Source organism: Pseudomonas sp. Leaf59 (assembly GCF_920984685.1).
In the GTDB taxonomy this organism is placed as follows: Bacteria; Pseudomonadota; Gammaproteobacteria; order Pseudomonadales; family Pseudomonadaceae; genus Aquipseudomonas.
Map to the genome: position 1 here is coordinate 95252 of NZ_CAKLBR010000012.1, position 16360 is coordinate 111611.

General features: G+C 60.3%; 16 protein-coding genes. 8 read left to right on the forward strand and 8 right to left on the reverse strand.

Going from position 1 to position 16360, the window contains the following annotated elements; genetic code table 11:
• Nucleotides 1–41: 41 nt before the first annotated feature.
• Both LUB09_RS14730 and LUB09_RS14735 read right to left on the reverse strand, forming a co-directional pair.
• On the reverse strand, nucleotides 42–1100 hold the full coding sequence (locus LUB09_RS14730; protein WP_231422908.1) for a diguanylate cyclase: 1059 nt from the start codon (nucleotides 1098–1100) through the stop codon (nucleotides 42–44).
• Nucleotides 1101–1277: 177 nt separating this feature from the next.
• On the reverse strand, nucleotides 1278–1916 hold the full coding sequence (locus tag LUB09_RS14735; RefSeq protein WP_231422909.1) for a TetR/AcrR family transcriptional regulator: 639 nt from the start codon (nucleotides 1914–1916) through the stop codon (nucleotides 1278–1280).
• A gap of 121 nt (nucleotides 1917–2037) precedes the next feature.
• Here LUB09_RS14735 and LUB09_RS14740 point away from each other — a divergent pair, with 121 nt between their 5' ends.
• Nucleotides 2038–3078 (forward strand): MBL fold metallo-hydrolase, encoded by a 1041-nt coding sequence (locus LUB09_RS14740; protein WP_231422910.1) that lies wholly within the window; start codon nucleotides 2038–2040, stop codon nucleotides 3076–3078.
• A 133-nt stretch (nucleotides 3079–3211) separates the two neighbouring features.
• The gene (locus LUB09_RS14745) at nucleotides 3212–3517 is read left to right on the forward strand and encodes a hypothetical protein (protein ID WP_231422911.1); all 306 of its coding nucleotides are present in this window, start codon (nucleotides 3212–3214) and stop codon (nucleotides 3515–3517) included.
• On the opposite strand, the gene LUB09_RS14750 is transcribed toward LUB09_RS14745, so the two are convergent.
• From LUB09_RS14750 to LUB09_RS14775, 6 genes are all read right to left on the reverse strand, one after another.
• On the reverse strand, nucleotides 3459–3839 hold the full coding sequence (locus LUB09_RS14750) for a helix-turn-helix domain-containing protein (protein WP_231422912.1): 381 nt from the start codon (nucleotides 3837–3839) through the stop codon (nucleotides 3459–3461). The two genes, LUB09_RS14745 and LUB09_RS14750, sit on opposite strands and share 59 nt — an antisense overlap.
• A 106-nt stretch (nucleotides 3840–3945) precedes the next feature.
• Nucleotides 3946–4899: a hypothetical protein gene (locus LUB09_RS14755; protein WP_231422913.1), complete on the reverse strand. Its 954-nt coding sequence runs from the start codon at nucleotides 4897–4899 to the stop codon at nucleotides 3946–3948.
• 386 nt (nucleotides 4900–5285) lie between these two features.
• A complete protein-coding gene (locus LUB09_RS14760) occupies nucleotides 5286–5933 on the reverse strand; it encodes an HAD-IB family hydrolase (protein ID WP_003237904.1) in 648 nt (215 codons plus the stop codon).
• Between the two features lie 71 nt (nucleotides 5934–6004).
• Entirely contained in the window at nucleotides 6005–6718 is a 714-nt protein-coding gene (locus tag LUB09_RS14765; RefSeq protein ID WP_231422914.1) for an HNH endonuclease, read from the reverse strand.
• 230 nt (nucleotides 6719–6948) lie between these two features.
• Nucleotides 6949–8199, reverse strand: a complete 1251-nt coding sequence (locus tag LUB09_RS14770) for a ribonucleotide-diphosphate reductase subunit beta (protein ID WP_209984029.1) — start codon at nucleotides 8197–8199, stop codon at nucleotides 6949–6951.
• A gap of 566 nt (nucleotides 8200–8765) precedes the next feature.
• Complete coding sequence (locus tag LUB09_RS14775; RefSeq protein WP_231422915.1) at nucleotides 8766–9035, reverse strand: DUF2790 domain-containing protein; 270 nt, start codon at nucleotides 9033–9035, stop codon at nucleotides 8766–8768.
• A gap of 397 nt (nucleotides 9036–9432) precedes the next feature.
• Here LUB09_RS14775 and acs point away from each other — a divergent pair, with 397 nt between their 5' ends.
• From acs to LUB09_RS14805, 6 genes are all read left to right on the forward strand, one after another.
• On the forward strand, nucleotides 9433–11388 hold the full coding sequence (gene acs / locus LUB09_RS14780; RefSeq protein ID WP_209984025.1) for an acetate--CoA ligase: 1956 nt from the start codon (nucleotides 9433–9435) through the stop codon (nucleotides 11386–11388).
• Between the two features lie 599 nt (nucleotides 11389–11987).
• The gene (locus LUB09_RS14785) at nucleotides 11988–12773 is read left to right on the forward strand and encodes an ABC transporter substrate-binding protein (RefSeq protein ID WP_231422927.1); all 786 of its coding nucleotides are present in this window, start codon (nucleotides 11988–11990) and stop codon (nucleotides 12771–12773) included.
• Nucleotides 12774–12865: 92 nt separating this feature from the next.
• A complete protein-coding gene (locus LUB09_RS14790) occupies nucleotides 12866–13555 on the forward strand; it encodes an ABC transporter permease (protein WP_057010047.1) in 690 nt (229 codons plus the stop codon).
• A complete protein-coding gene (locus LUB09_RS14795; protein WP_209984023.1) occupies nucleotides 13552–14250 on the forward strand; it encodes an ABC transporter permease in 699 nt (232 codons plus the stop codon). The genes LUB09_RS14790 and LUB09_RS14795 overlap by 4 nt, the downstream gene beginning before the upstream one ends.
• Nucleotide 14251: 1 nt before the next feature.
• On the forward strand, nucleotides 14252–15364 hold the full coding sequence (locus LUB09_RS14800; RefSeq protein WP_231422916.1) for a succinylglutamate desuccinylase/aspartoacylase family protein: 1113 nt from the start codon (nucleotides 14252–14254) through the stop codon (nucleotides 15362–15364).
• Nucleotides 15365–15391: 27 nt separating this feature from the next.
• Complete coding sequence (locus LUB09_RS14805) at nucleotides 15392–16156, forward strand: ABC transporter ATP-binding protein (RefSeq protein WP_231422917.1); 765 nt, start codon at nucleotides 15392–15394, stop codon at nucleotides 16154–16156.
• Nucleotides 16157–16360: the final 204 nt, after the last annotated feature.

The window sequence follows — 16360 nt, forward strand, 5'->3', positions numbered from 1 at the left end:
CGCGATGAAAGAAGATTCTGACGAGGTGTCGTACGACGACTTCAGGCGAAATGGGCAATCACCTGGTCGCTGACCTTGACCCGGTTGCGTCCGGTGTCCTTGGCGTCGTACAGCGCGCGGTCCGCCGCATTCAGCCACATCGAGGCATCGCTGAAGAAGGGCTGGAAATCCGCCAGGCCGATGCTCAGGCTGACCCTTAATTCGGGAATCTGCGGGTGACGGTAATTGCTGAAGGTCTCGCGCATGCGTTCCATGATCTGCGCGGCGTCAGCCAACGGCATTTGCGGAAGAATCACACAGAACTCATCGCCGCCGTAACGCCCGGCCAGGTCCTTTTCCCGCAGCTTGCGTCGCAGTTCCAGGCTTAGCTCGCGCAGCACTGTATCGCCAACGATGTGGCCGTGGGTGTCATTGATCTGCTTGAAGTGGTCGATATCGATCAGCGCAATGGTGGCGTGGCTGCGCTGTTGCTGGCACTCGTGGAACTTGAGGTGCAGCAGGTCTTTCCAGGAGCCGTGGTTGAGCAGGCCAGTGAGGCTGTCAGTGCGGCTCAGGGCACCGAGCGCGCGTTTGTGTTCCGACAGTTTGATTGCCAATTGGTAACAGACCATGCCGATGGCCATGGGGTAGAGCGTCAACATCGGCAGGCAGCTGTAGACCTGAAGCCGGCTGACATCGGGGTTCAAGCGCACACCGAACAGCGCCCACGCCACTGCGATGCCGACGCCCTGGGCCAGCAGGCCGCGCAGGAACAGACGCTTGCCGCCGGCCGCGACATTGTTCATGGTGATCATCGACAGGATGGTCACGGTGGTCAGCGGTGTGAATTGCACGGCGGCGACCCAGAAGCCGCCGAACACCGAGTCGTACAGGAAGTTGCGCTGTTCGGCCTGGTAGGGAAATTGCGAACGTGTCGATAACTGGTACGCCGCATGCCCCCATATGAACCCGTTGAACAGCAGAAACGCCCACACCCAACCCGGCATGGCCAGCGGGTATAACGCACCGGTGACACTGATGCTGCCGACAACCAGGCCGATGATCCTTGGCTGGTAGATACGCCTGGCAAATGAAAGTCCTTTGCCTCGTCTGTTTTCCATAAATTCCTGGCCCAGCTGATTTTTTACAGGTACGGCGGTGCGCGTTCGCTGGATCAACCGTTGATCGGATAATGACCGGGAATATTGTCAGTTATTTGTAAGGGAATAATCAGTGGCCTTGGAGGCCATTTGCACAAATCGGGTGACGAATGCGCCAAAAGCGACCGTCGATGTCGCTTATGGCACAGTGCCAGTGAGGGGCGTGGAGCGGACTTCGTAGCCCGCGAGGAACAGGTCGATGGCCGACTCGATCACGCGGGCCTGTTCGGCCGCTTCCAGGGTGGGTTGGCCGAGGGTGATCTGCGGCCAGAACGCGAAGGCCTTGAGCAGGCTTTGGATCTGGTGCGCGGCGAACGCCGGGTCGGTGCAACTGAGGCGGCCATCGTCACGCGCGGCGCGCACCCATTGGGTAAAGCCTTCTTCGCGTGAGCTCAGGCGGTTGACCATATCCTGCGCGCGCTCCGGCGAATGGATGGTGGCGGCGATCGCCACGCGCGCCAGGTCGAGGAAGTTGGCGTCCGACATCATCTGCATCTTGGCGGCGAGCAAGCCGCGCAGTTGCTCACGCAACGGGCGGTCGCCGGCGTAGCTGATGTCGAGTTGCGCGACGCTGCTGGCCCAGAGTTGATGGAGGATCTCGGCGAACAGCTCCTCTTTGCTGGGGAAGTGGTTGTACACCGTGCGCTTGGAGACGCCGGCGGTGGCGGCAATCCTGTCCATGCTGGTGACCTCGAACCCATTGGCGCGAAACTCGGCGATGGCCGCCGCCACAATGGCTTCGCGCTTGCGGTCGGTGAGGCGTTGGGGGGCAGTCATGGCGGGCGATGGGCTCCGAGAGAAATTACACTCGGCAGTTTACTTGCTCCGGGTTTTGTTGCAATCTTGAAACTACACTGTGCAGTGTAATTTTCCCGCAGTTCGCAGGAGCTTTGTTGTAATGGCCACCACCTCATCCCAAGACACCGCGCCTGCCGAGCAGGCACAGGGGCAGTTCAGCAACGGCACCCGGGTGCCCCACGGCGGGTTTGGCAAAACCCTGGGCATCTTCTGGAAGATGCTGTTCCACAAACCGCGCAACACACGGCCGGTGGGCGAGATCCCGGTGCAACCCTTGACGCGTGAGCAACTGCTGGCCGCGCCCGATCACAGCGTGTTTCGCCTGGGACACTCCACCGTGTTGCTGAAAATGCGCGGCAAGTTCTGGCTCACCGACCCGGTGTTTGCCGAGCGCGCATCGCCTTTCAGTTGGGCCGGGCCCAAGCGGTTTCATCAGCCGCCCATCAGCCTTGCAGCGCTGCCGCCGCTGGAGGCGGTGATTCTGTCTCACAACCATTACGACCATCTGGACCGCAAGGCTGTCATCCAACTGGCCGACAAGACCCGTTACTTTCTGGCACCGCTCGGCGTGGGCGACACGCTGGTTAAATGGGGAGTGGACGCCAGCAAAGTGCGGCAACTGGACTGGTGGGAAGGAACGGAGGTGGAGGGCATTCGTTTCGTGGCCACGCCCGCCCAGCACTTTTCCGGGCGCGGGCTGTTTGACAGCAACCAGACCCTGTGGTGTTCGTGGGTGATGATCGATGCTGCGCGGCGCATTTTCTTCAGTGGCGACACCGGCTATTTCGACGGCTTCAAACGTATCGGCGAGCAGTACGGCCCGTTCGACCTGACGCTGATGGAAACCGGCGCCTATAACGTCGACTGGCCCCACGTGCACATGCAACCGGAGCAAACCCTGCAGGCCCACATCGACCTCAGGGGCCGCTGGCTGCTGCCGATTCACAACGGCACATTCGATCTGGCGTTCCACGCCTGGCACGAACCCTTCGACCGCATCATGGCCCTGGCCTGGGAGCGCAACGTGTCGATTACCACGCCGCCAATGGGGCAGGCGTTCAGCCTGAATCAACCGGAACGCGGGCACGCTTGGTGGCTGGAGGTTGAGACTCAAGGTGCGCAGGCGCGCGTCTCAAGCTGAGGCGCGGACACCTTTGGAAAATGACTTTTCAAGGTGTTTCAGCGTTGCTACAAGCGGCAGGGGAGTGCGACCTGATCACGGCACGGCCATGAAGGGGGGGCTATCCGGATCACTCTGTGGCTGGGGCGATTCGATGATCTCCTGGTTTACCCAGGTGATATTCCAGAGCCTGAGCCCGCAAACCCGACTGCACCGCCTGCGCCTGCGGGAAGTGCGGCGCTACGGTGACCAGATACTGGAAGGCGGCAGCCGCCATGCTGACAGCACGGCATTCCTGGCCTGGGCCGCGCGCTACCATGGCAGCAACCACCGCCTGTGCAGTGCGTGTCGGCATGAACGCTGGTTGAAACCGCTGAAGTGTCCGGTTATTCGATTGGATACTACACACCATTCGGTTGAGGGGTTGATGAGTCAATTGATGACGCTGTTGAACCCATGAACCGCGAGAGAATGCCTGGGGCGGCCGGCTCGGGCGCGGCGGTATCAAACCGGCGCACACTCATCCCCCACCCCGGCGCAAACCCCGGGAAGAACACCAGGCCTTCAGCCTCCAACCGAAACGCCAGCGCCAGGCGCACCTCATCGTCCACCTGCGTGCGGCTTTCAAACTGTTGCACCGACGCCACCGAAACCCCGGCCTGGCGGGCCAGGTCTTCGTGGCTCCAGCCCAGCATGGCACGGGCCTGTACGCTGTGTTTGGCGGTGAATTGGTGCAGGACGATCTGCTGGTCTACGAACGAGCTCATTGCCAGAGAGGACATGGGGTTTCTCCAGGATTCGACGGGAAGGCAAACTATACTGGTTTTTTGTACAGTTGTTTGCGCCGTTCATCTATTGGGCAAATGCGCCGTGTGCACGCGCGACTGCTTAAAGCGTCTGCAGCCCCGGCGCTTCGCGAATAATCAGATGATCCAGGTTCTCGATATTCGCGCTGAACACCCCGAACGTCTGCTCGGGGTTCTTTTTGCTCGGCACCTGTTTCAGCTCCGGCGTCACGCCGTAGAAGAAGCAGTACAACGCCCGCTCACTGCTCGCCGCCGCCTTGATCTGCTCCAGGAACGCCGTGCGCTTGCGGTAGTTCTCGATGAGTTTTTTGCTCAGGTACACGTTGACCGAATACGGTTTTTTGTCGAGCCACACCTTCTTGTCGAAGTCGATGCGAAAGCTGCTGGTGTAGTCCTTGATGGCCTTGATCTTGCCCCAGTAGATCAGGCCCTTGTTGTCCTGCAGGTATTCGATCTTCTTGAAAAACGTCCAATAGGTCGCGGTGTGCTCGCCGATCTTCAGCGGCATCGCCTTGAGCCGTTCCTTGTCGTCGATGTTCGACACGTAACATTCCACCGGGTGGGCGAACACGCTGGTCTTGTCCGGGGTGGTGTCGCTTGAACTCACGGGCAGGCTGACGCGGCTGGCGGACGGGTTCGCAGGCTCAGGCAAGGCCTGCCCCTGGCTGCCGGCCGCTGGCGTTTTGCGCGGGTAGCTACGGCGGGTCAATACAAATTCCGAGGGGAAATTATCCTCGCGCGCGTCGTCGCTTTCTCCGCTCGCGGCCTTGTGCAGGCTGGCATAGCGACAGCCGTCGATATGCTGGGTGCCGGTCCTGTTCTTGAAGTGCGGCGTGCGCAGGTAGTTGACGTTTTTCGCGTTGAACGTGGCCAGCGTATTGCCCGCCTCGAACGCCGCCCGGCATGCATCGTTGGGGCACAGGAAGCTGTCCTTGTCGGAATCGTAGGCGGCGGTTTCGTCGAAATTCAGGTCTCGCACGTCGTAGATCGACAGCTTGTCATCGAGACTCAGGCTATAGGCCGTATCGAACTTCATGGGGGCTCGGGTCCGTGAGAGGGATGGCCCGATACTACGCAACTATCAGACTGACGCAGAGCAAAAATGTGGGAGGCTCCGCCAAGTCTTCGACTTAACGCTGTCGCGCAGCAAACTGGAGCCTATGTGGCGAGCGGGCTTGCCCCGCGTTGGGGGGCGCAGCGCCCCCAATCAAGGGAAACACGGTGTAACTGACGCTGCCCGGCGCACGGTTTTGGGGCTGCTGCGCAGCCCAACGCAGGACAAGCCTGCTCGCCACAGGAATGTGGCTGTCTGGAATTTCAGGTTTTAAATCAAAAAGTTATTTTGTGTTTGATAAGAGCTGTCGAGCCCCGCGAGGCAGCGATGGGATCGCCTCGGTCCACCGCCAACCCCCACCTCGCGCATCAACGCTGCAACCGCGGCCGCCGCTTCTTTTTCGCATGAAAATGCCGAAAATGCGCATCCTGCGCCGCCGCCAGCAACTCGCGATCCCCGCGCGTGTCGCCCCAGGCCCTGAGCCGATAGGCCCCCAGGTCCCCATACACGGCTTCAAGGCGCAGCACCTTGTTCTCGCAGCGGCAATTATTCCCCGTGAGCTTGCCGGTCAGCACGCCATCCACCACCTCAAGCTCGGTCCCGATCAAGCGGATCCCCAGCCGATCGGCAAACGGCTGCAACACCAACGCCGGTGACGCCGAACACAGCGTCACCACCGCCCCCGAGCCCAACTCCTGCTCCACCGACAACACACCCGCCGGGCGCATCAACCGCGCCCAATTGCGCTGGCAATACTCCTCGGCCTTGCGCTGCACCCACGTCTTCTCCACCCCGGCCATAAAGGTGCGGATCAACTGCGCCTTCAACTCGTCCCGACTGATCTGCCGCACCAGAAAGCGCAGCCCCGGCACCGCCAGCTTCACGATGCGGCCATAGAACGCACCCGTGCCGAAAGCGAACTTGAGAAAGGGCACGAAACTGTCGTGGTGGGTGAGGGTGCCGTCGAAGTCAAAGACAGAGAGTACTTTGGCGTCAGCGGGGCCGGCTTCGAGCATGTCTGGGTTCACGGGTTGGCCTCGGTCCTATCGAATATGTTGAATGGTGCATCAGGTGTGACCGCAGGAGTTTACTCCCGTGCCAATCTTCCGACTTTGGCGTAAAGCGCTTCAGTGAAAGCATCCCGGTCGCTCGACCGGTGACAACGCTGATGGCAATTGGGGCACAAGGCTACAGCATTGGAGATGCGATCCGAACCCTTCTGGGCGAGGTGCTTGACGTGATGTACTTCAAGAAATGGCTGGCCGTCGACCTCGAAAGGCGCATTTGAACCGCAGCCTTCGCAGATTCCGTTGGCTTGCTTCAGTACCCAAGCGCGAACCTTTGGGTCACGCACAAAGGCTGCGCTGACGGTGGACACTTTCTGCGGTTGGACGATGCCGTCCGGCAGCGTCGGGAAGGGTTGTTGCTGAAGTTTGGCTGCGCGGCGGATGAGCGTTTGCTCATCGGCGGTTTGGGCAGCGTCTTCGGACTCAAAGATACCCTGTGCAGCGAGGGCATGACGGATGCGCTGCTCTACGCCTGAGCCTACGTTTTTGGCTGGCTTATAGCCTTCGATACGGTCCCAACCCATTTGGACGAGTACGGTGGAGATATTTTGCATACGGAATTCGATGGAGCCTTTTGCGCGACCGGCAACCGGGCCCTCGCGCAGAAGACGGTTCTCGAAGGCTTTGTTGAAGGGTTGCCCGGTCTTTTCCCAGGTCCACATCTTTAGATAAGCCTCGACCGCCGCTGCCAGCTCCGCGTCGCTCCAATCCGTTTTGTCTTTCGTACTATCCATACAGCCGCCGAGTGTAGAAAACCCTCGGACGATACTAAGTAGCCATTAGTGCGTCTAGGAAATTTCCTACAAGCTGGACGGGATCGGTGGTCGTCGTCGTTAGTAAATTCGCTGCTTCGTTCGGAAAGGTTGAATGAGCTTTCGCCACCATGACGTGTTTGCGGGAGAATTCATCGGGCATAAAAAAGCCCTGAGTTGATCAGGGCTCATAGTGTTGCTTGGCTAAGGAATCAATCCCAGCTCAACGCCCCACCCGTCTGATACTCAATCACGCGGGTTTCGAAGAAGTTTTTCTCTTTCTTCAAATCCATGATTTCGCTCATCCACGGAAACGGGTTAGTAGTCCCTGGATACTCTTCCTTCAAGCCGATCTGCGACAGACGGCGGTTAGCGATGAACTTGAGGTAATCCTCCATCATCGCCGCATTCATCCCCAGCACCCCACGCGGCATGGTATCCCGCGCGTATTCAATCTCCAGCTGCGTCCCCTGCAGAATCATCTGGGTCGCTTCTTCCTTCATCTCGGCGTCCCACAAATGCGGGTTTTCGATTTTGATCTGGTTGATCACGTCGATACCGAAGTTCAGGTGCATCGACTCGTCACGCAGGATGTACTGGAACTGTTCCGCCACGCCGGTCATCTTGTTGCGGCGGCCCATGGACAGGATCTGGGTGAAGCCGCAGTAGAAGAAGATGCCTTCCAATACGCAGTAATAGGCGACCAGGTTGCGCAGCAGCTCTTTGTCGGTGTCGACGGTGCCGGTTTCGAACTTCGGATCGGAGATCGAGCGGGTGTACTTGAGGCCCCAGGCAGCCTTTTTGGCAACCGACGGAATCTCGTGGTACATGTTGAAGATCTCGCCTTCATCCATGGCCAGGGATTCGATGCAGTATTGGTAGGCGTGGGTGTGGATCGCTTCTTCGAAGGCCTGGCGCAGGATGTACTGGCGGCATTCCGGGTTGGTGATCAGGCGGTACACGGCCAGCACCAGGTTGTTGGCGACCAGCGAGTCGGCGGTGGAGAAGAAGCCGAGGTTGCGCATGACGATGCGGCGTTCGTCGTCGGTAAGGCCTTCGGGGGTTTTCCACAGGGCGATGTCGGCGGTCATGTTGACCTCTTGCGGCATCCAGTGGTTGGCGCAGCCGTCGAGGTACTTTTGCCAGGCCCAGTCGTATTTGAAAGGCACGAGCTGGTTGAGGTCGGCGCGGCAGTTGATCATGCGCTTTTCGTCGACGGCGACGCGGGCGGCGGAGCCTTCGAGTTCGGCGAGGCCTTCGGCGACGTCGAGTTTGTCCAGCGCTGCCTTGGCGCGCACGATGGCGGCGGAGTCACTGGCGGTAACGGCGCGGGCTTCGATGGCGGCTGCGGCGCCGGCACCGTCGAGGCGGTCCATGTTGGCTTCGGTGGCGTGGCCGGCATTGGCGCCTTTGGTGGCGACTTCGCCGTCTTCTTCTTTGTCGAATTCGTCCCAGCTCAGCATGACGTGTCGTCTCCTGCGTGAGGGCGCAAAGGTGCCCGTGTGAAACCGGATGGTTGGGTGTTCACACGGCCCTCGGGCCGCGGTGGATCTTAAGGAATCGTTTGTTGCAACAGCTCGCGCAGGCAAAAAAACGGAATGGGCTAACGGGTGCTGCGTGAGGCTTGAGGGGCGCAGGTGCAGGTGCTTGCCCTGGCGATGCCTCAGGTCTGGCTCTTCGTCCCTGTGTAAGGGGATATTGCAGGCCCGATTTACCCGCGCATTATAGGGAAAAAATCGGCTTTGTGTTGTGGCGGATGGTCACGGTGGGGGCGCAGGCAGGCGGGTATTTGGGCTAAGGCGAGGATTTACAGGGGGTTAGCGAGGCTGGAAATTTTTGAGGGGCGGTGGGGGGGGGTGTTGATGCCGGGGGGAGGGTATTTGGCGAGGATTGTGGTGGTGTGGCGGCTATCGCCTTCGCGAGCAAGCCCGCTCCCACAATGGGATTGGGGGCAGCGCCTGAATCGCATTCCAGTCAGCAGATGGCTCTTGGCCGCAAGAACGCTGTCCTGCGGCGAGCAAGAATCCGCTTATCCGTTGGAGCAACCGCCGCCCATCACGTGGTACTTGAGAATATGCCGCTGACCCTGGGAATCGTCATATTCCATTTGCACCGGTACCACGCGGCATACATCGGGAACGTTGCTCATGTGCACCACCTTGGCGACATCGAGGTGGGTGCTGTAGCTGTAATCTTCAACAATCGGCGCGTCGCGGCCGGCCAGTTCGGTGGGGGCCTCGTCGGCCAGGGCGGCGGTGGCGCACAGGCTGCTGAGGGTCATTATCAATAAAGCTTTCATCGGGTCTGTCTACCTTTTTCAGGGCGAGAGGGGTCACGAGGCCCTTGTGAGGCCACGCGTGTCACTTGAGAGTTGGGACGTTCGGATTAACGTGGCCTGGGTGGGGGCTGTTGCGTTGTTAATCGCGGTGCCTTGTTGGCGGAGTTGATTTTAGGCGTGCGGGCGTTGTTCATATACCCGTGCTTTTGATAAACACTTTTGGTGGTTTTTGTAACAATCGGCCGATCAGGGTTTTTTCAGTACGTCGCAAAGCGCCACGGGGCGCGGGCCAGAGCAGCAAGGGCTATGGCGGGGCAATTTGTAGGGTCTTGTTACTACCATCGTCGAATGGTTCTATAGGTCTGGCCCGGCTACAACGGGGCCATACAACAACAACTATGTCACCGAGGTAAGAAAGATGAGTGCGGCTTCCCTGTACCCCGTTCGTCCCGAAGTAGCAGCCAACACGCTGACCGACGAGGCGACCTACAAGGCGATGTACCAGCAGTCGGTGGTCAATCCCGATGGCTTCTGGCGCGAGCAAGCCCAGCGTCTGGACTGGATCAAGCCTTTCACCACGGTGAAGCAGACTTCGTTCGACGATCACCATGTCGACATCAAGTGGTTCGCCGATGGCACCTTGAACGTTTCCTACAATTGCCTGGACCGTCACCTCGCCGAGCGTGGCGACCAGATCGCGATCATCTGGGAGGGCGATGACCCTGCCGAGAGCCGCAACATCACTTACCGCGAGCTGCATGAGCAGGTCTGCAAGTTCGCCAACGCCCTGCGTGGCCAGGACGTGCACCGTGGCGACGTGGTGACCATCTACATGCCGATGATCCCCGAAGCCGTGGTCGCCATGCTGGCCTGTACCCGCATCGGCGCGATCCACTCGGTGGTGTTCGGTGGTTTTTCCCCGGAAGCCCTGGCCGGTCGCATCATCGACTGTAAGTCGAAAGTGGTGATCACCGCCGACGAAGGCATCCGAGCCGGTAAGAAGATTCCGCTCAAGGCCAACGTCGACGACGCGCTGACCAACCCGGAAACCAGCAGCATCCAGAAGGTCATCGTGTGCAAGCGCACCAATGGCGCGATCAAGTGGAACCAGCATCGCGACATCTGGTACGAAGACCTGATGAAAGTGGCCGGCACCGTGTGTGCGCCCAAAGAGATGGGCGCTGAAGAAGCGCTGTTCATCCTTTATACCTCCGGCTCCACCGGCAAGCCCAAGGGCGTGCAGCACACCACCGGCGGCTACCTGTTGTACGCGGCGCTCACCCATGAGCGCGTGTTCGACTACCGTCCGGGCGAAATCTACTGGTGCACCGCCGACGTTGGCTGGGTCACCGGCCACACCTACATCGTCTACGGCCCGCTGGCCAATGGCGCGACCACTTTGCTGTTCGAGGGCGTGCCGAACTACCCGGACATCACCCGGGTGGCGAAGATCGTCGACAAGCACAAGGTCAATATCCTCTACACCGCACCGACCGCAATCCGCGCAATGATGGCCTCGGGCACCGCTGCCTGCGAAGGCGCCGACGGCAGCAGCCTGCGTCTGCTCGGTTCGGTGGGTGAGCCGATCAACCCGGAAGCGTGGGACTGGTACTACAAGAACGTCGGCCAATCCCGTTGCCCGATTGTCGACACCTGGTGGCAGACCGAAACCGGCGGCAACATGATGAGCCCGCTGCCGGGCGCCCATGCGCTCAAGCCGGGTTCGGCGGCGCGGCCGTTCTTTGGCGTGGTGCCGGCGTTGGTGGATAACCTGGGCAACCTGATTGAAGGCGCCGCCGAAGGCAATCTGGTGATCCTCGATTCCTGGCCGGGCCAGGCGCGTACGCTGTTTGGTGACCATGACCGGTTTGTAGACACCTACTTCAAGACCTTCCGTGGCATGTACTTCACCGGTGACGGTGCGCGGCGTGACGAGGACGGCTACTACTGGATCACCGGGCGGGTGGACGACGTGCTGAACGTGTCCGGCCACCGCATGGGCACGGCGGAGATTGAAAGTGCCATGGTGGCGCACCCGAAAGTCGCGGAAGCGGCGGTGGTGGGCGTGCCGCACGACATCAAGGGGCAGGGCATCTATGTGTACGTCACCCTTAAAAATGGCGAAGAGCCGAACGAAGCGCTGCGCCTGGAGCTGAAGAACTGGGTGCGCAAGGAGATCGGCCCGATTGCCTCGCCGGACGTGATCCAGTGGGCGCCGGGCTTGCCGAAGACGCGTTCGGGGAAAATCATGCGGCGCATCCTGCGCAAGATTGCCACGGCTGAGTACGACGGGCTGGGCGACATCTCCACCCTGGCTGATCCGGGTGTGGTGGCGCAATTGATCGAAACGCACAAGACCATGAACGCCGCGTAAGGCTCGGCCAACACAGAAACTCCAATGTGGGAGGGGGCTTGCTCCCGATGGCGGCGTATCAGTCAAACCTCTGTGGCTGACACACCGCCCTCGGCAGCAACTCCCTCCCACATTTTTTGAGTCACATTTGCAGGGCCAATCTCTATTACCAATAAATATCCACTTCTGCAGTGACCGACTTCCTGGCGTTACCGCCCGGCGCAAATGTGTAACCCGCCGACCAAACATGAGGCATCCCCCTACACCCTCGCTCCAAAAAGCCGCACCCCCATCCCCCTTTGAAATAAGATTTAACACCACACTTGCCGTGCCAGAAGGGTTTGCGAATAATAGGCCCGCAATTTGCAGCATCAACAGGTTTAATATCTTTTGTCTCTGCATAAAAATCAGAGGCTGTCAATGTGCTGGAACCGCTTTCTCAGTGCTTCTGTAAATTGTTGTCGCATTGAAGAAATATCGGCTTCCGGCCTGTCGTTAGAATGCCGATCACTCGCTCGTCGTCGCAGGCTGTGCCTGAGCACGGACGCAGCGCCGCTATTCGCCGCATCGTGGGCCATGGCTCATACTGCTGTTTTGCCCTATACCGATGGAGTCCCATGATGAAGAAACTCGTGCTGTTGGGCGCCCTGGCGCTGTCCGTGTTGTCGATGCAGGCTTTCGCTGAAGGCAAGCCTCTGAAGATTGGTATCGAAGCGGCTTACCCTCCGTTTGCCTCCAAGGCGCCGGATGGCAGCATCGTCGGCTTTGACTACGACATCGGCAACGCCCTGTGCGAAGAGATGCAGGTCAGGTGCACCTGGGTCGAGCAGGAATTCGACGGCCTGATCCCTGCGCTGAAAGTGCGCAAGATCGACGCGATTCTGTCGTCCATGTCCATCACTGACGACCGCAAGAAGTCCGTGGACTTCACCAACCGCTACTACCTGACCCCGGCGCGCCTGGTATTGAAGGAAGGCACCACCGTCAGTGACAGCCTGGACGAACTCAAGGGCAAGAAGATCGGCGTACAGCGTGGCTCGATCCACGACCGTTTCGCCCGTGAAGTGCTGGCGCCAAAAGGTGCCGACATCAAGGGTTACAGCACCCAGAACGAAATCTACCTGGACGTGGCCGCCGGTCGCCTCGACGGCACCGTCGCCGACGCCACCCTGCTCGAAGACGGTTTCCTCAAGACCGACGCCGGCAAAGGCTACGCGTTCGTGGGCCCGGCCTTCACCGACGTCAAATACTTCGGCGACGGCGTAGGCATCGCGGTACGTAAAGGCGACAAGGAAAACCTGGACCGCATCAACGCAGCCATTGCCGCGATCCGTGCCAACGGCAAGTACCAGGCCATCGAGAAAAAGTACTTCAACTTCGACATTTACGGTCCTGAAACCAAGTAAACCGTCGTAGCTGTCCGTCCCCAATGGCGCAAGCAACAGAGCATTCTGAAGTTTGCGCCATTTTTTCATCCCCCTTTTCGAGGACCTGAATCATGTTGAAAGGCTACGGGGCCGTTATCCTCGATGGCGCATGGTTGACGCTTCAGCTCGCCTTGTCGTCGATGGCCTTGGCCATTGTTCTGGGTCTGATCGGGGTCGCGCTGCGCCTGTCGCCGGTGCGCTGGCTGGCCTGGCTGGGTGACTTGTACTCCACGGTGATCCGCGGGATCCCCGACCTGGTGTTGATCCTGCTGATTTTCTACGGCGGTCAGGACCTGCTCAACCGCGTCGCGCCGATGCTCGGCTTTGACGACTATATCGACTTGAACCCCATGGCCGCCGGCATCGGCACCCTGGGTTTCATCTTTGGCGCCTACCTGTCGGAAACTTTCCGCGGCGCCTTCATGGCCATTCCCAAGGGGCAGGCCGAGGCCGGCCTGGCGTATGGCATGAGCGCTTTCCAGGTGTTTTTCCGGGTGATGGTGCCGCAGATGATTCGGCTGGCGATCCCCGGGTTTACCAACAACTGGCTGGTGCTCACCAAGGCCACCGCGCTGATTTCAGTGGTGGGCCTGCAAGACATGATGTTCAAGGCCAAACAGGCGGCCGACGCCACCCGTGAGCCTTTTACCTTCTTCCTCGCAGTGGCGGCGATGTACCTGGTGATCACCAGTGTGTCGTTGCTGGCCTTGCGTTACCTCGAGAAGCGCTACTCGGTAGGCGTAAGGGCGGCCGATCTATGATCTTCGACTACAACGTCATCTGGGAGGCCATGCCGCTGTACCTCGGCGGCCTGCTGACCACCCTCAAACTGCTCGCCATTTCGCTGTTCTTCGGCCTGCTCGCTGCCTTGCCCCTGGGCCTGATGCGCGTGTCCAAACAGCCGATCGTCAACGGCATCGCCTGGCTCTATACCTACGTGATTCGCGGCACGCCGATGCTGGTGCAGCTGTTTTTGATCTACTACGGCCTGGCCCAGTTCGAAGCGGTACGCGAAAGCGTTCTCTGGCCGTGGCTGTCGAGCGCCACGTTCTGCGCGTGCCTGGCCTTTGCGATCAACACCAGCGCCTACACCGCCGAGATCATCGCCGGCAGTCTCAAGGCCACGCCCAATGGCGAGATCGAAGCGGCCAAGGCCATGGGCATGTCGCGCTATAAGCTGTACCGCCGCATCCTGTTGCCGTCGGCCTTGCGCCGTGCGCTGCCGCAATACAGCAACGAAGTGATCATGATGCTGCAGACCACGAGCCTGGCCTCCATCGTCACGCTGATCGACATCACCGGTGCCGCACGCACGGTGAACGCGCAGTATTACCTGCCGTTCGAAGCCTACATCACCGCCGGCGTGTTCTACCTGTGCCTGACCTTCATCCTGGTGCGCCTGTTCAAGTTGGCCGAGCGCCGCTGGCTGAGCTACCTGGCTCCACGGAAGCACTGATATGGAACGTATCGATCACCTGTTGCCCTGGGGCCACCTGGGCTGCGAGCGCCAACTGAGCGTGTTTCGCTTTGGCAGCGGCGAGCGCAAGGCCTATATCCAGGCCAGCCTGCACGCCGATGAACTGCCCGGCATGCGCGCCGCCTGGGAGCTGAAAAAACGCCTCACCGAACTGGAACAGCAAGGCGCCCTGAACGGGGTGATCGAGCTGGTGCCGGTGGCCAACCCGATGGGCCTGGGCCAGCTGTTGCAAGGCAGCCACCAGGGCCGTTTCGAAGTCGGCAGCGGCAAGAATTTCAACCGTGATTTCGTCGAACTCAGCGAGCCGGTGACGCAGTTGCTGCACGGCAAGCTTGGCGATGATCCCCATGCCAATGTGCGTCTGATTCGCCAGGCCATGAGCGACGCGCTCAACGCCTTGCCCGAACCCGGCAGCCAGTTGCAGGGCATGCAGCGCGTACTGCTGAGCCATGCCTGCACTGCCGACATCGTCCTCGACCTGCATTGCGACGCCGAAGCCGCGCTGCACATGTACGCATTGCCCCAGCACTGGCCGCAGTGGCGTTCGCTGGCGGCGCATTTGAATGTGAAGGTCGGTCTGCTGGCGGAAGATTCCGGCGGCAGCTCGTTCGACGAGGCCTGTTCGTTGCCGTGGCTGCGGTTGTCGCGGGCGTTCCCCGAGGCGCAGATCCCGCTGGCGTGCCTGGCGACCACCCTGGAGCTGGGCGGCCAGGCCGATACCGGGCGTGACGAAGCCATCTTCCACGCCGAAGGCATCCTCGCGTTTCTCGCCGAGCAGGGGCTGATCAGGGGCGAATGGCCCGCGCCGCAGTACGAGGCCTGTGAGGGCGTGCCCTTCGAAGGCACCGAGTTGCTGTTCGCGCCCCACGCCGGGGTGATCAGTTACCTGCGTAAAGCCGGTGAGCGGGTAGACGCCGGCGATGAAATTTTTGAAGTGATCGACCCCGTCAACGACCGCGTCAGCACCATTTGTGCGGGCACCTCGGGGGTGTTGTTCGCCGTTGAACGGCTGCGTTATGCCCAAGCGGGTTTCTGGCTGGCCAAGGTGGCGGGGCGCGAAGCGCTGCGTCACGGGCGCTTGCTCAACGACTGACCACCTGTTTTTGTGAGAACCGACCGCATGTACAAGCTTGAAGTCCAAGACCTGCATAAACGCTATGGCAGTCATGAAGTGCTCAAGGGCGTGTCCCTGGCCGCCGCGGCCGGTGATGTGATCAGCATCATCGGCTCCAGCGGTTCAGGCAAAAGCACCTTTTTGCGCTGCATCAACCTGCTGGAGCAGCCCCACGCCGGCAAGATTCTGCTCAACAACGAAGAGCTGAACCTGGTGGCCACCAAGGACGGCGCCCTGCGCGCCGCCGACCCCAAACAGTTGCAGCGCATGCGTTCACGGCTGTCCATGGTGTTCCAGCATTTCAACCTGTGGTCGCACATGACCGCGCTGGAAAACGTGATGGAAGCCCCGGTGCATGTGCTCGGCGTGTCGAAAAAAGACGCCCGCGAAAAGGCCGAGCACTACCTGGCCAAGGTCGGCGTAGGCCATCGCAAGGATGCCTTCCCCGGCCACATGTCCGGTGGCGAGCAGCAGCGCGTGGCGATTGCCCGCGCCCTGGCGATGGAACCGGAGGTGATGCTGTTCGACGAACCCACCTCGGCGCTCGACCCGGAGCTGGTGGGCGATGTGCTCAAGGTGATGCAGGACCTGGCCCAGGAAGGCCGCACCATGGTGGTGGTGACCCACGAAATGGGCTTTGCCCGTGAGGTGTCGAACCAGCTGGTGTTCCTGCACAAAGGCATCGTCGAGGAGCGCGGCAACCCGCGCGAAGTGCTGGTGAACCCGCAGTCCGAGCGCTTGCAGCAGTTCCTGTCCGGCAGCCTGAAATAGTCCTCACGGCCTGGAATTGCTTTTGTTTTATGTGGGAGGGGGCTTGCTCCCGATTGCGGTGTGTCAGTCAACACGTGTGTCTCTGCCATACCGCCATCGGGAGCAAGCCCCCTCCCACATTGATCTTCATCAGTTTTTGAGATTTGTGTTGGTTTACGGGCTAGCATTGGCCCTTGTCTTCATTACCGTTCTTCGTTTCGGATA

Coding starts and splice junctions, on each gene's coding strand:
- LUB09_RS14730 (WP_231422908.1), bottom strand. CDS start 1,100: ATGGAAAACAGACGAGGCAAAGGACTTTCATTTGCCAGGCGTATCTAC.
- LUB09_RS14735 (WP_231422909.1), bottom strand. CDS start 1,916: ATGACTGCCCCCCAACGCCTCACCGACCGCAAGCGCGAAGCCATTGTG.
- LUB09_RS14740 (WP_231422910.1), top strand. CDS start 2,038: ATGGCCACCACCTCATCCCAAGACACCGCGCCTGCCGAGCAGGCACAG.
- LUB09_RS14745 (WP_231422911.1), top strand. CDS start 3,212: ATGATCTCCTGGTTTACCCAGGTGATATTCCAGAGCCTGAGCCCGCAA.
- LUB09_RS14750 (WP_231422912.1), bottom strand. CDS start 3,839: ATGTCCTCTCTGGCAATGAGCTCGTTCGTAGACCAGCAGATCGTCCTG.
- LUB09_RS14755 (WP_231422913.1), bottom strand. CDS start 4,899: ATGAAGTTCGATACGGCCTATAGCCTGAGTCTCGATGACAAGCTGTCG.
- LUB09_RS14760 (WP_003237904.1), bottom strand. CDS start 5,933: ATGCTCGAAGCCGGCCCCGCTGACGCCAAAGTACTCTCTGTCTTTGAC.
- LUB09_RS14765 (WP_231422914.1), bottom strand. CDS start 6,718: ATGGATAGTACGAAAGACAAAACGGATTGGAGCGACGCGGAGCTGGCA.
- LUB09_RS14770 (WP_209984029.1), bottom strand. CDS start 8,199: ATGCTGAGCTGGGACGAATTCGACAAAGAAGAAGACGGCGAAGTCGCC.
- LUB09_RS14775 (WP_231422915.1), bottom strand. CDS start 9,035: ATGAAAGCTTTATTGATAATGACCCTCAGCAGCCTGTGCGCCACCGCC.
- acs (WP_209984025.1), top strand. CDS start 9,433: ATGAGTGCGGCTTCCCTGTACCCCGTTCGTCCCGAAGTAGCAGCCAAC.
- LUB09_RS14785 (WP_231422927.1), top strand. CDS start 11,988: ATGAAGAAACTCGTGCTGTTGGGCGCCCTGGCGCTGTCCGTGTTGTCG.
- LUB09_RS14790 (WP_057010047.1), top strand. CDS start 12,866: ATGTTGAAAGGCTACGGGGCCGTTATCCTCGATGGCGCATGGTTGACG.
- LUB09_RS14795 (WP_209984023.1), top strand. CDS start 13,552: ATGATCTTCGACTACAACGTCATCTGGGAGGCCATGCCGCTGTACCTC.
- LUB09_RS14800 (WP_231422916.1), top strand. CDS start 14,252: ATGGAACGTATCGATCACCTGTTGCCCTGGGGCCACCTGGGCTGCGAG.
- LUB09_RS14805 (WP_231422917.1), top strand. CDS start 15,392: ATGTACAAGCTTGAAGTCCAAGACCTGCATAAACGCTATGGCAGTCAT.